Annotated in this window: 12 protein-coding genes; 9 read left to right on the plus strand and 3 right to left on the minus strand. The window is 50.2% G+C overall.

Annotated features, from left to right (window positions below):
• Nucleotides 1–29 precede the first annotated feature (29 nt).
• The gene (locus tag OIR97_RS02690; RefSeq protein ID WP_169544171.1) at nt 30–638 is read left to right on the plus strand and encodes a glutathione S-transferase N-terminal domain-containing protein; all 609 of its coding nucleotides are present in this window, start codon (nt 30–32) and stop codon (nt 636–638) included.
• A 12-nt stretch (nt 639–650) separates the two neighbouring features.
• Entirely contained in the window at nt 651–1,835 is a 1,185-nt protein-coding gene (locus OIR97_RS02695) for an MFS transporter (protein WP_169544172.1), read from the plus strand.
• Here OIR97_RS02695 and OIR97_RS02700 read toward each other — a convergent pair.
• The 3 genes from OIR97_RS02700 to fsa are packed head-to-tail and all read right to left on the minus strand — an operon-like array spanning nt 1,832 to nt 4,177.
• A complete protein-coding gene (locus OIR97_RS02700; RefSeq protein ID WP_169544173.1) occupies nt 1,832–2,758 on the minus strand; it encodes a tyrosine recombinase XerC in 927 nt (308 codons plus the stop codon). The genes OIR97_RS02695 and OIR97_RS02700 overlap by 4 nt on opposite strands.
• A 5-nt stretch (nt 2,759–2,763) precedes the next feature.
• On the minus strand, nt 2,764–3,486 hold the full coding sequence (locus OIR97_RS02705; protein ID WP_169544174.1) for a DUF484 family protein: 723 nt from the start codon (nt 3,484–3,486) through the stop codon (nt 2,764–2,766).
• A gap of 31 nt (nt 3,487–3,517) precedes the next feature.
• Nucleotides 3,518–4,177, minus strand: a complete 660-nt coding sequence (fsa, locus tag OIR97_RS02710; RefSeq protein ID WP_169544175.1) for a fructose-6-phosphate aldolase — start codon at nt 4,175–4,177, stop codon at nt 3,518–3,520.
• Between the two features lie 185 nt (nt 4,178–4,362).
• On the opposite strand from fsa, the gene OIR97_RS02715 reads away from it, so the two are divergent.
• The 7 genes from OIR97_RS02715 (at nt 4,363) to OIR97_RS02745 (ending at nt 13,112) form a co-directional block, all read left to right on the plus strand.
• Entirely contained in the window at nt 4,363–6,543 is a 2,181-nt protein-coding gene (locus OIR97_RS02715; RefSeq protein WP_169544176.1) for a primosomal protein N', read from the plus strand.
• Nucleotides 6,544–6,748: 205 nt separating this feature from the next.
• Nucleotides 6,749–7,309 (plus strand): F0F1 ATP synthase subunit delta, encoded by a 561-nt coding sequence (locus tag OIR97_RS02720; RefSeq protein WP_169544177.1) that lies wholly within the window; start codon nt 6,749–6,751, stop codon nt 7,307–7,309.
• Nucleotides 7,309–8,838, plus strand: a complete 1,530-nt coding sequence (gene atpA / locus OIR97_RS02725) for a F0F1 ATP synthase subunit alpha (protein ID WP_169544178.1) — start codon at nt 7,309–7,311, stop codon at nt 8,836–8,838. Before OIR97_RS02720 ends, atpA begins: the two co-directional genes overlap by 1 nt.
• 30 nt (nt 8,839–8,868) lie before the next feature.
• Nucleotides 8,869–9,744, plus strand: coding sequence for a F0F1 ATP synthase subunit gamma (locus OIR97_RS02730; protein WP_169544179.1), 876 nt, complete (start codon nt 8,869–8,871; stop codon nt 9,742–9,744).
• 54 nt (nt 9,745–9,798) lie between these two features.
• Nucleotides 9,799–11,223, plus strand: a complete 1,425-nt coding sequence (gene atpD, locus OIR97_RS02735) for a F0F1 ATP synthase subunit beta (protein ID WP_169544180.1) — start codon at nt 9,799–9,801, stop codon at nt 11,221–11,223.
• A 25-nt stretch (nt 11,224–11,248) separates the two neighbouring features.
• Entirely contained in the window at nt 11,249–11,650 is a 402-nt protein-coding gene (locus tag OIR97_RS02740) for a F0F1 ATP synthase subunit epsilon (RefSeq protein ID WP_169544181.1), read from the plus strand.
• 133 nt (nt 11,651–11,783) lie between these two features.
• Nucleotides 11,784–13,112 carry an FAD-dependent oxidoreductase gene (locus tag OIR97_RS02745; RefSeq protein WP_169544182.1) on the plus strand — a complete coding sequence of 443 codons (1,329 nt, stop codon included), beginning with the start codon at nt 11,784–11,786 and terminating at the stop codon, nt 13,110–13,112.
• Nucleotides 13,113–13,147 lie beyond the last annotated feature (35 nt).

A 13,147-nucleotide genomic window follows, 5' to 3' on the forward strand; every position in this document is an offset into this window, starting at 1 on the left:
GCTCGTCCCCAACTTGCTCAGGAGCCGCTATGAAGCTTTGTTACAGCCCCACATCGCCGTTTGTTCGTAAAGTCGTTGTGACCGCCATGGAGGCGGGTCTTTTCGACACAATAGAAACCTACCGTGGAGATGTCTCTGACATCTTCAAGGGGATCAATCCTGCCAACCCTTTAGGCAAGGTTCCAAGCCTGACTTTGGACAGTGGTGACACCCTTTTTGATTCTGTGGTTATCTGTGAATATCTGAACGAACTTTCAGATAAAGTGGATTTATTTCCAGCAAAGGGTATTGATCGCGCGCGCGTTATGACCCTGCATGCGTTGGCGGACGGTATGACGGATGCGGCGTATCAACGTCGGATGGATAGTGCAGCCATGCCAGAAGGAGAAGGCTCTCCAACCTGGAATGCCCGGTTGAGGGTTGCGATGGAAAACGGTTTGGATCACCTGGAAAAAACGGTTGGCTCGTTCAAGGATGACTTGAATATCGGAACCATTGCGGTGGCCTGTGCCCTTGGATATTTTGATTTCCGGTTTTCCCATGAAAACTGGAGAGAAGGGCGCCCTCAGCTTGCAGCTTGGTATGAGTCTTTTTCAAGCCGTCCTTCCCTTCAAGAAACAGTGCCACCAGAAGCGTAAGGTCCATCACTTATGTCTGCTGCCAGACTGACTTTTTTACTCTGTTTGGCAGAAGTCCTGTCGATGACCTCTTTCGCGGCCTTTCCCGCATTGACCCCTTTTTTCTTTAAAAGCTGGGGTCTTTCGGGGACGCAGGCCGGATGGATTAACGGGGCCTATTTTTGCGGATTTACCATTGTCGGTTTTATCGCGGCGACTTTGACTGACAGGATTGATGCAAGAAAAGTCGTGGTGGCCGGTAATCTGGTTGCAATCGCCGGTGCATACGGCTTTGCCGTTTTTGCTGATGGTTTTCTTTCATCCCTGCCTTGGCGGTTTTTATCCGGGGCCGCTTTGGCCGCTTCTTACATGCCGGGCCTTAAACTTTTGACGGATCGGTTGCCGGAGGGAAACCATTCACGGTCAATCGCCTTCTATACGGCCTGCTTTTCAAGCGGCTCAGCGCTTTCTTTCTTGCTGGTCGGGCAGATGCATAAATGGATGGGGGCGGAAACTGCATTATATGCGGTCATTGCCGGACCACCCTTTGCCTTGTTGATAATCCTGTTTTCGACGAGCTCAAAGCCAAATCATCATCCGCGTCCGTGGCGGCAACTTTTCAACTTTACCCCGGTTCTTACGAACCGGAAGACCATGGGCTATGTTCTGGCATATTTCTGCCATTCCTGGGAATTAATGGCGATGCGGTCATTTGTCGTTGCGTTTTTGACCTTTGCGCAAACACGCACGGACGCTCCTGCCTGGATGGACATCAGCATCATCGCGTCAATTATTATCTTTCTGGGCCTTCCCGCCAGTGTCTCTGGAAACGAGCTTGCCTTGAAGCTTGGCCGGCAAAAAGCGATTGCCCTGATCATGTTCATATCCTTCTGTTTGTCGCTTGTTCTGGGCTTCTCTGCAGATTTACCATTTGCCGTCGTTGTGTTGCTGGCGGCTGCGTTTGGTTTTTTTGTCACCGCCGATTCATCCTCCATCACCTCAGGAGCGGTTGAGACTTCCCCTCCGGAGCTGAAAGGTTCAACAATGGCAGTGCACAGTTTCCTCGGTTTCACCGGGGCCATGGCCGGGCCCGTTGTTGCGGGTTTTGTCCTTGATCTGGGAGGTGGGCCTGACGAGCTTATCGCGTGGGGATTTGCGTATCTTTCTATGGGAGCAATTGCTGTTTTTGCCCCGATCGCATTGAAGCTGTCGCGCTAGGTTCCAGAGGATTTGGGATGGGCGTTTTCATAGACTTTCAAAAGCGTGTCGATTTCCAAATCCGTATAAACCTGCGTGCTGGAGAGGGAGGCGTGACCAAGAAGCTCCTGAATGGTGCGAAGATCACCACCATTTTTCAGAAGATGGGTTGCGAAACTGTGGCGCAACGCATGGGGCGTCGCTGTTTCTGGTAAACCCAGACGGCGTCGTAATTCCTGAACCCGATGCTGAATAGTTCGGGCATTGAGCCGCTTTCCCTGCTTGCCAAAGAACAACGGGCCATCCTCCCGAAACCTGAACGGGCATTCGTTAATATAGGCCTCAATTGCCTCACGGACAGCAGGCAATACCGGGACAAGTCGTTCTTTGTTGCCTTTTCCCAAAATCCGCAAGACTTCCCCGTGAGGGCGGTCCTGATAATTGAGGGAAAGCGCCTCATTGATACGAAGGCCACAGCCGTATAAAAGGCTAAGCACAGCTGTATCCCGGTCTTGCAGCCAGCGTTGGCCCGTACCCGGACTGTGACGGCTACTGTTGAGAAGTAATTTTGCCGCTTTGGGGCTGACAGGTCTGGGCAGGGTTTTTGGTTTCTTGGGGGAGCGCACAATTTTAATATAGGGGTTATGCAAAACGCCGTCTTTTTCCTGCTTGCGAAAAAAACTGCGGACCGACGAAAGAACCCGATTTAAAGATGTCGCTGATAACCCGTCTCGCTGGCGGGAAGCAAGGAACGCGCGAAAATCAGCGGCCCGCAATGTCTCCAAGTCCTGAAAGGTTGGCGCTTTCCCCAAATGAGGCCCTAGAAAGTCCAGAAAATCCGAAACATCCCGGTCATAGGCATTCAAAGTGTGCGGACTGACCTTCTTCTCATGCGTCAGCCAGTTTTTCCAGATTTTCAACCGATCCGATAGAATGTCCGTCATGGGCGTTACGGTGTCGTGTTTTCCAACCACATCTGCAAACAGGATTGTGTACAGGTTGCCAGAAAAGCTAGGAGTTCCGTGCCTTGATCTGGATGAAAATGTCCTTCTTCCCGACTGCCGATCGCCAACATGGCTTGGGCATGCAGTGACGGCACTTCAAGTTTGATCAAAGAATCAGAATAAACGAGATCCATTGCCGGTCCGAAGATGGCCCGGGATTTGGTTGCAACAGGACGCATCAGGATATGCCCCATATGCCAGTTGGCACGATCAATACTTCCCGATTTCAGTCTCTGCAACCCGGTCATTTCCGGAAGTGGGATAGGACCGTCTTCAATGCACAGTGTAATGACATCTACTTCCAGAATTTCTGGCAGGTCTTGTGTCAGGATATGGACAAAATGCGCAAAGCCTGTTGCGGACAAAATAAGTTGAACGGAGGCATGGATCATTTTCTGGGTATGTTGATTGATCCTTGCCGCGGCGACAAATGTGTTTTGGGTGTCTGTCAGACGCCGTACTTCTGATTGCAGTCTTTCAACAAGGAAAGACTGCATATCGACAACTCCTTCTCCAGACGGACGGGTAGGCGGCGCGGCTTCCATCAGAAGATCTGCGTTCTCTTTCAGAAATTCCGGGTGGCGATTAAGCCAGTTCCGCACATCTGCTGCATCGAGATCCGGAAGGCTCCCTTTATCAGATGGTTTGCTTTCTTTGCTTTTTGCCACGCCGTTACCCTTTGCCTGTTTCAGCTTTCGTTTAGCCGATGATTTTCTGCCCGGTTTTTTCCCAATCTGACAAAAAGGCTGCGAGGCCCTTATCAGTCAATGGATGAGACACCAGTTGTTTCAGAACCTGCGGCGGAATTGTGCAGACATCTGCACCCATCAGCGCAGAATTGACAATATGGGCCGGGTTGCGAATAGAGGCGACCAGAACTTCTGTGTGAAGATTCGGATAGTTGCCATAAATCTGGACGATGTCGCCGATCAGGTTCATGCCGTCCTGACCAATATCGTCAAGACGACCAACAAATGGGGAAATGTAGGTTGCCCCCGCTTTTGCCGCGAGGATCGCTTGTGCTGCAGAAAAACACAGCGTTACATTTACCTGTGTGCCTGCTTTTGAAAGCTGTGAGCAGGTTTTAAGGCCAGCCATCGTCAAGGGCACTTTTACGGCGACATTTTCAGCAATGCCCGCCAGTTTCTTGCCTTCTTCGATCATTGTTTCATAATCTGTTGCGGCGACCTCTGCGCTAACAGGGCCATCAACAATGGCGCAGATTTCTTTAATGACATCAAAAAAATCGCGGCCGCTTTTGGCAATCAAAGAAGGGTTTGTTGTCACTCCGTCCAATAGACCGGTGTCTGCAAGTTCCCGAATTTCTTCAGTGTCGGCTGTATCTACAAAAAATTTCATGACGTTGTCTGCATCCTCAATCAATGCCAAATAAGAATTCCTGTGCCTTCTATAGCCGGTTTGGCCGCGCTGGACAATTCTTCTGACGTCAGGCACGACCTTTTGGGTGTCTGTTCCTGTTTCTATCTGATATCACTTTAGATCAATGAACCGATATTGACCAGAGCAGGCCCAAATCAAATCCTATGACAGACCTTTTGGATGAAAGATGTGTACAAGTCCTTCTGCCGATGAGCGCGGGAGCGCTTTATGATTATCGGGTCCCACCGCAAATGGATTTGCATCTGGGGCAATTTGTCGAAGTACCGCTCGGCCCCAGACAGGTTGTTGGTGTTGTCTGGAAAGAAAATGTGACGCCATCGGTCGCGCAGGACCGGCTGAAGAGCGTTCTTGATATCCTGCCGTGCCCAGCCCTTCCGTCTGCCAGCCTTCGTTTTGTTGACTGGGTCGCAAATTACACGGTTCAACGTCCCGGCCGGGTTTTGCGGATGTGCATGAGCATTCCGGACGCCCTGTATCCGAAAGCGCCGAAAAAAGGATTTCGTCATACAGGAAAAATGCCAGAAAAACTGACAGCTGCGAGGCGTCGGGTTCTGGCGGTTCTGGATGGGGGGTTGGCAAGAACAGCAACAGAGATTTCAGAGCTTGCCGGGACAAGCAGTTCCGTCTTGAAAGGCCTGGAGAGTCAACAGGTTCTTGAGAGCGTTGCATTGCCTGCGGATGCGTCTATTCCAGAGCCTGACCCCAACGCCGGGGGATTTGATTTGTCTGAATTGCAACAGGAAGCTGCTGCAACGCTCTGCACCCCCGTTTCACAACAGATATTTTCTGTATCTTTGCTTGATGGTGTGACCGGTTCCGGTAAAACGGAAGTGTATTTTGAAGCGATTGCGGAATGCCTGTCGCAAGGCAGGCAAGCCTTGGTGCTGCTCCCGGAAATTGCGCTCTCCTCTCAGTGGCTATCTCGTTTTGAACAAAGATTTGGTGTTAAACCCGTGGAATGGCACTCGGATCTTGGGCAGGGAACCCGCCGCAAAAACTGGCGGGCGGTTATCGAGGGGAAGGCAAAGGTTGTCGTTGGCGCGCGTTCAGCCCTTTTTCTGCCGTTTAACAATCTGGGGCTGGTGGTTGTCGACGAGGAACATGAAGCCTCTTTTAAGCAGGATGAAGGCGTACCTTATAACGCCCGGGACATGGCTGTTGTCAGAGGATCGCTTGGAAAATTTCCGGTTATTCTGGCCTCGGCTACCCCGTCGCTTGAGACGTTGGTCAATGCGCATTCCGGTAAATACACCCATGTGAAATTACCCTCTCGTTTTGGCGGGGCGGTTCTGCCTGATGTTGAAATTGTTGATCTGAAGCTGCACCGGCCGGGAAGTCAGCGTTGGATATCGGAGCCGCTTCAAAAGGCGGTGGAAGACGTGCTTGCTCTGAAGCAGCAGGCCATGTTGTTTCTGAACCGCCGTGGCTATGCCCCACTGACATTATGCGACGCCTGTGGCCACCGCTTACAATGTCCGCATTGCAGTGCCTGGCTGGTCGAGCATCGTCTGCTTCGAAAACTACAGTGTCATCATTGCGGATTTTCGACAGGGACTCCGAAGGCTTGTCCCGATTGTGAAGAAACGGACAGCTTTAAGGCCTGTGGACCGGGAATAGAACGACTAACAGAAGAAGCAGGGCTTCTTTTTCCGGATGCAAAAATTGCAATGATTGCCAGTGACACTCTGACAAGCCCAAGTGCTGCCGCAGAGTTTGTCCGTGCGATGACCAGTGGGGAAATCGATATTTTGATCGGAACACAGATTGTTGCGAAAGGATATCACTTTCCCAACCTAACATTGGTTGGGGTCGTCGATGCTGATCTGGGTTTGGCGGGCGGCGACCTGCGCGCGTCGGAGCGCACATTTCAGTTGTTATCGCAGGTTGCCGGGCGTGCAGGCCGTGCCGAGCAGCGTGGCAAGGTCTTGTTGCAGTCCCATATGCCGGAACATCCGGTCATTGAAGCGTTGGCCAAACAGGATACCGCGGCCTTCATGGAAAGCGAACGATTGGCCCGCGAAGAAGCTTTAATGCCCCCTTATGGACGGCTTGCCTCTTTGATTCTGTCCAGTACAGATGCCGAATCGGTGCTTTCCTGTTGCAAGGAGCTTTCTCGAGGGGCGCCATATGGAGATAATTTCATGATAATGGGCCCGGCCCCGGCACCGCTGTCCATGATACGAGGGCGCCATCGGTACCGATTTTTGTTAAAGACCGCAAAAGATGTAAATTTACAATCTGTCATCCGAGCATGGCTGAAGGGCAAGAAAATTCCTTCGAACACAAGGCTGCAAGTCGATGTTGATCCCTATAATTTTCTCTAATATTCGGTTTTGCGCTGCGGAAATGTGAAAATTTGGTGAATTTTGGTGAATAAACTACCTTTGGGGATATTGCTTCATAGAAATCACTGTGCTAATAACCCGTTGCCTAGCTGAAAAGGGCCGCTATTGTGGCTTGTCGGTGGGGGCATTCAAATTTTCGTTCGACGCATTTCGCGTCGTTTTTTTCAGGCTTGGGGATCTTTCCTTGTCAGCTGAGAACACAATAGTTTCGGGTATCGCTGGTCGCTATGCGACAGCATTGTTTGATCTTGCTTTGGATGCAAAGCAGATTGACGTTGTTGCTGCGGATATGGCCACGATCAAAACGTCATTGGAAGAGAGTGCGGATCTCGCACGGCTCGTCCTTAGTCCACTTGTTAGCCGAGATGATCAGGCGCGTGCCATGGCGGCCGTTCTTGAAAAACTGGGCGTAAGTGATCTGGTTCGTCGTTTCGTGGGGACGGTGGCGCTAAACCGCCGCTTGTTTGCCCTGTCGGACATGATCGATGTCTTTGGCAAGTTACTCGCCGCAGAGCGCGGTGAAGTGGTTGCTAAAGTTACGTCAGCCAAAAAGCTGACTGTCAAGCAGATGGAGGCTCTTACGAAAGAGCTAAAATCCTCTACTGGCAGTGATGTTATTATCGACGCACATGTTGATGATGATATTATCGGCGGTCTGGTTGTAAAAGTCGGTTCGCGTATGGTCGATAGTTCGATCCGAACCAAGCTTCAAAATCTTAAGTTTGCGATGAAAGGGGTTGGGTGATGGACATCCGCGCCGCAGAAATTTCCGAAATTCTAAAACAACAGATTGCTGGTTTTGATACGCAAGCTGAGGTTTCAGAAGTTGGTCAGGTGCTGTCTGTTGGAGACGGTGTTGCTCGTATTTACGGTCTGGATAATATCCAGGCGGGTGAAATGGTGGAGTTCCCGGGTGGTATTAAGGGTCTGGCCCTGAACCTGGAATCAGACAATGTCGGTGCCGTGATTTTCGGTTCTGACCGTGACATTAAAGAGGGCGACACCGTTAAACGGACTGGCGCTATCGTAGAGACACAAGTCGGTAAGGGCTTGCTTGGTCGCGTTGTCGATGGTCTGGGTAACCCGATTGACGGCAAAGGTCCTATCGAAGGCGGCGAAGCTCGCCGTGTGGACGTGAAGGCACCTGGCATTATGCCTCGTAAGTCTGTTCACGAGCCAATGATGACCGGTCTGAAATCTGTTGATAGTCTTGTGCCTATTGGGCGTGGTCAGCGTGAGTTGATTATTGGTGACCGTCAGACAGGTAAAACGGCGGTTGCTGTTGATGCGATCCTGAACCAGAAATCTGTCAATGCAACGGACGACGAAAGTAAAAAACTTTACTGCGTTTATGTTGTTGTCGGCCAGAAGCGTTCAACTGTTGCTCAGGTTGTTAAGACACTTGAAGAAAACGGTGCGCTGGAATATTCAATCGTTGTTGCTGCAACAGCGTCCGACCCGGCTCCGCTTCAATATCTCGCACCATTTACTGGCTGTGCGATGGCTGAATATTTCCGTGATAACGGAATGCATTCTTTGATCATTTATGATGATCTGTCTAAACAGGCTGTTGCCTATCGTCAGATGTCCCTGCTTCTTCGTCGTCCTCCAGGACGTGAAGCTTATCCAGGTGACGTTTTCTACCTTCACTCTCGTCTTTTGGAACGTTCTGCGAAATTGAACGAAGACAATGGGTTGGGTTCAATGACTGCGCTTCCTGTGATTGAAACACAGGCCGGTGACGTGTCTGCCTATATTCCGACAAACGTTATCTCTATTACGGACGGTCAGATCTTCCTGGAAACTGAATTGTTCTACCAGGGTATTCGTCCAGCGATTAACGTTGGTTTGTCCGTGTCTCGTGTGGGTTCAGCGGCTCAGACAAAAGCGATGAAACAGGTTGCTGGTACCATTAAACTGGAACTGGCTCAGTATCGTGAAATGGCCGCATTTGCCCAGTTCGGTTCTGATCTGGATGCGTCGACACAGCGTTTGCTGGCTCGTGGTGCCCGTTTGACGGAACTGCTGAAACAGCCTCAGTATTCTCCATTGACCATGGAAGAACAGGTTGTGGCTATTTTCTCCGGTGTGCGTGGTTTCCTCGATCGCATCGAAGTAAGCCAGATCGGCGATTTCGAAAAACAACTGCTGACAGAAATGCATGCGAAGCATCAGGATCTGATGGACACTATTCGTGATGAAGGTGCTCTCTCTAAAGAAACTGAAGCCAAGCTGACAGAAATTTTGGAAAGCTTTACTACTACTTTTGCGTAACCTTTGAGCTGAAAAAGGGGGTAGCCGCAAATGGCGAACCTTAAGGAACTCAAAAATCGGATCACCAGCGTCACCTCGACGCAGAAAATCACCAAGGCCATGAAAATGGTGGCCGCGGCGAAGCTGCGTCATGCTGAAGAAGCTGCTAATGCGTCCCGCCCTTACGCGGAACGTTTGGAAGCAATGATGGTTTCCCTCGCTTCCGGTCTGGAAGGCCGGGAGGGGCCCCGTCTTCTTCAGGGGAACGGATCCGATCAAAAGCACTTGCTTATTGTTGCTACGGGTGAGCGGGGATTGTGCGGTGGCTTTAACAGCTCGATCGCCAAAGCCGCGGCCCGGAAAGTCGATAGCCTGATAGCCGAAGGCAAGGATGTTCAAATCCTTTGCGTTGGGAAAAAAGGCAATGACGTGTTGAAGCGTAAATATGGTAAGCTGATCATTGATCTTGTTGATCTGTCAGGTTCCAAGAAAATCGGTTTTGGGGATGCCCAGCCGATCGCTCAACGGGCTTTGTCAATGTTCGACGAAGATGCTTTTGATGTTTGTACAATTTTCTATTCGACCTTCGTTTCTGTTCTGACACAGGAAGTGACAGAACAGCAGTTAATCCCGGCGTCCATTCCTGAGCGCAGCGGTGATGCTGAGAACGAAATCGATTATGATTATGAGCCTGAAGAAGAAGAAATTCTGGCGGACCTTCTGCCACGAAATATCTCCGTTCAGGTTTATCGCGCGCTTCTTGAGAATGCTGCTTCGGAGCAGGGTGCAAGAATGTCCGCAATGGACAGTGCGACGAGAAATGCAGGCGAAATGATTGATAAGTTGACCCTGCAATATAACCGTGAACGTCAGGCCGCAATTACGAGCGAACTGATTGAAATTATTTCTGGTGCGGAAGCCCTCTAACGGTTTCCCTGCTGGAATTTGGAAGAATTAAGTGACCCTTTAGGGAGCATTAAAATGGCGAAGAAGTCTGTCGGCAAAATTACCCAGGTGATGGGTGCCGTCGTGGACGTTCAGTTTGATGGCGATCTGCCAAACATCCTGAATGCCCTACATTGTGAAAACAACGGCCAGCGTTTGGTTCTGGAAGTTGCGCAGCATCTTGGTGAAAATACGGTTCGTACAATCGCCATGGACGCAACTGAAGGTCTGGTCCGGGGTCAGGAAGTTTCTGATACTGGCGACGCCATTCAGATGCCTGTTGGTCCAGAAACTTTGGGTCGTATCCTGAACGTTGTGGGTGAACCTGTTGATGAACGGGGACCAGTGAATGCGAAATCCACTGCTCCAATTCACGCAGACGCTCCTGACTTTGCGGATCAGTCAACTGAATCAGAAATTCTGGTAACCGGTATTAAGGTTGTTGATCTGCTGGCACCATACGCGAAGGGTGGTAAAATTGGCCTCTTCGGCGGTGCGGGTGTTGGTAAGACAGTTCTGATTATGGAATTGATCAACAACGTTGCAATGGGTCACGGTGGTTACTCCGTGTTCGCCGGTGTTGGTGAACGTACTCGTGAGGGTAACGACCTTTACTACGAAATGATCGAAGGCGGCATTATCGACCTTGAAGGCGATAAATCCAAAGTGGCCCTCGTATACGGTCAGATGAACGAACCTCCAGGAGCGCGTGCGCGTGTTGCTTTGTCTGGTTTGACAATTGCGGAATATTTCCGTGATCAGGAAGGTCAGGACGTGTTGTTCTTCGTGGATAACATCTTCCGCTTCACACAGGCCGGTTCCGAAGTGTCCGCCCTTTTGGGTCGTATTCCTTCTGCTGTGGGCTACCAGCCTACACTGGCAACGGATATGGGTGCTTTGCAGGAACGTATTACATCAACGAACAAAGGTTCTATTACTTCTGTTCAGGCGATTTATGTTCCAGCCGATGACTTGACTGACCCGGCTCCTGCAACATCCTTTGCTCACCTTGATGCGACAACCGTTCTGTCTCGTCAGATCGCAGAATTGGGTATTTACCCTGCTGTGGATCCACTTGACTCAACGTCTCGTATGCTTGACCCAGCCGTTGTTGGCGATCGCCATTACAATGTAGCGCGTCGTGTGCAGGAAACGCTTCAGACGTATAAATCCTTGCAGGACATCATTGCCATTCTTGGTATGGACGAACTGTCTGAAGAAGACAAACTGGTTGTGGCTCGTGCCCGTAAGATCCAGCGTTTCCTTTCACAACCATTCCATGTGGCGGAAATCTTCACAGGCTCTCCTGGTAAATTCGTTAAACTCGAAGACACCATTGATGCTTTCGAAGCGATTGTTGCTGGTGAATATGATGATCTTCCTGAAGCTGCCTTCTACATGTGTGGTGGAATTGAAGAAGTGAAAGAAAAAGCTGCCGCTCTTGCTGCGGAAGCTGCGTAACGAGCCTGTATAGGGAGAGCGTATAATGGCTGATATGGTAACCATGGACCTAGTCTCGCCTGAGAAGCTATTGCTCTCGGATGAGTATGAAATGGTTGTTGTGCCGGGTTCTGAAGGCGATTTCGCCGTTATGGCCGGACATACAGCTGTGACCTCTTCCCTGCGCCCCGGTGTGATCTCCATCTTTGAAGGGGATACGGAAAAGGATCGGATTTTTGTTAATGGTGGTTTTGCTCAGATATCTGATGACAAACTGACTGTATTGGCAGAAGAAGCCATTCATGTGGCTGACCTGGATCGCGCAAATCTAGAGCAGCGTATTCAGGATGCTTCAGAAGATATTGCAGATGCCAAAGACGACGAAATTCGGCGTAAAGCGCAGGAAAGTAAAGAACAGCTTGAACAGCTTTTGGAAGCCCTCGTCTAACAGGGTGACCAGATCAAACAAGAAAAAGGGGCCTTTCAGAGCCCCTTTTTTATTGCCTTTTTTCTGGCTGTGATCGGGCATCTGTGCGAGAATCACTCTTTATTGAACGACCAACAAAAAAGGGATTATCTCAATGGGAGATAGAGCTGTTGTTCTGGGCAGCGGCATCGCGGGATTACTGGCCGCGCGGGTGCTTTCTGACTTTTTCACTGATGTAACCCTGATTGAGCGGGATCCCAAACCGATTGCGCCTGTGCCGCGAAAAGGCGTACCGCAAGGGCACCATATTCATGTTCTGCTGAATAAGGGAGAGGAGATCATTGAAACTCTCCTGCCCGGTTTTAAAGAGGCGCTGTTCAAGGGAGGTTCGGTTCAGGCGACACTTGGAAAAGAAGTGAAGTGGTATCTGGCCGGCAAATGGATGCCGACATTCGAAGGGGGCATGGTCACTTTTTTCCAATCACGTCCTCTGCTGGAGCAGGTTCTGCGCGAGTTGGTCCTGAAAATTCGAAACGTTAATATACACTACGACACTGTTTTTAAAGACTATGTTTATGATGCCCAGGGGGACCGGGTTACGGCTGTTACGGTTCACGAAAAAGGGGCCGAAAAAAGTGTTTCCCTGCCCGCGGATTTTATTTTGGATGCGCAAGGTCGGGGATCCGGTCTGGTCAACCAACTGGAAAAGATGGAAAAAGGGGCGCCGCGTGAAAGTCGGGTGGGAGTTGATTTTGCTTATTCCAGTGGCCTTTTCGAATTAAGTGCACCGCTCCCTGATGCTTGTAAAGCGATCCTGGTGTATCCAAAGGCCCCCAAAGAAACCCGCGCGGCGGCAATTGTTCCTGTTGAGGGGAAGAAATGGTTGGTTACTGCCGCAGGTTACAATGGGGATCATCCGCCGCTGGATAAAAACGGCTTTCTTGAATTCACCAAAAGCCTGTCACAGCCAGAGATCCATGATGCGCTTCAATCGGCAACCCTTCTTGATGAATTGAAACCTTTCAAATTCAAGGCAGGCATCCGCCGATATTTCCATAAATCGGACCCCCTTCCAAAAAATCTGTTAGCAATCGGTGATGTGATTTGTAGCGCCAATCCCTTTTTCGGTCAGGGAATTGCTGTTGCCGCCCAAGAAGTGAAAGTATTGCAGGACTGTCTGAAAGAGAATGGTGTAGCGGGGCTTTGCCGTGATTCATTTTCGCGGCAGGAGTATTTTGAAAAGATTTCAAAGATCCTGGACATATCTTGGGGTCTGGCCATTGGGGAGGATCTTAAATATCCGACCACAACTGGAGAGAGGCCTTTCGGGTTTACCCTTAGCCGTTGGTTCAAGGACAGTATTATGTCATCGGATAATCCGGCTGTTGCCCGACAGTTTTACAAAGTAATGCATTTTGCCGAGCCGCCGCGGTCGCTGGTAAACTATCAGGTTTTAAAATCAGTTTTCACATCGCGTAGTTAATATTACTAATTAAACAATAAAGTGAAATAAACAGA

Origin of the sequence: Sneathiella aquimaris, from assembly GCF_026409565.1 — a bacterium.
Taxonomy (GTDB): domain Bacteria; phylum Pseudomonadota; class Alphaproteobacteria; order Sneathiellales; family Sneathiellaceae; genus Sneathiella; species Sneathiella aquimaris.

Bases quoted from the DNA above. Each gene is read 5' to 3' on its own strand.
- OIR97_RS02690 (WP_169544171.1), top strand. From the start codon at position 30: ATGAAGCTTTGTTACAGCCCCACATCGCCGTTTGTTCGTAAAGTCGTT.
- OIR97_RS02695 (WP_169544172.1), top strand. From the start codon at position 651: ATGTCTGCTGCCAGACTGACTTTTTTACTCTGTTTGGCAGAAGTCCTG.
- OIR97_RS02700 (WP_169544173.1), bottom strand. From the start codon at position 2,758: ATGACGGACATTCTATCGGATCGGTTGAAAATCTGGAAAAACTGGCTG.
- fsa (WP_169544175.1), bottom strand. From the start codon at position 4,177: ATGAAATTTTTTGTAGATACAGCCGACACTGAAGAAATTCGGGAACTT.
- OIR97_RS02715 (WP_169544176.1), top strand. From the start codon at position 4,363: ATGACAGACCTTTTGGATGAAAGATGTGTACAAGTCCTTCTGCCGATG.
- atpA (WP_169544178.1), top strand. From the start codon at position 7,309: ATGGACATCCGCGCCGCAGAAATTTCCGAAATTCTAAAACAACAGATT.
- OIR97_RS02730 (WP_169544179.1), top strand. From the start codon at position 8,869: ATGGCGAACCTTAAGGAACTCAAAAATCGGATCACCAGCGTCACCTCG.
- atpD (WP_169544180.1), top strand. From the start codon at position 9,799: ATGGCGAAGAAGTCTGTCGGCAAAATTACCCAGGTGATGGGTGCCGTC.
- OIR97_RS02740 (WP_169544181.1), top strand. From the start codon at position 11,249: ATGGCTGATATGGTAACCATGGACCTAGTCTCGCCTGAGAAGCTATTG.
- OIR97_RS02745 (WP_169544182.1), top strand. From the start codon at position 11,784: ATGGGAGATAGAGCTGTTGTTCTGGGCAGCGGCATCGCGGGATTACTG.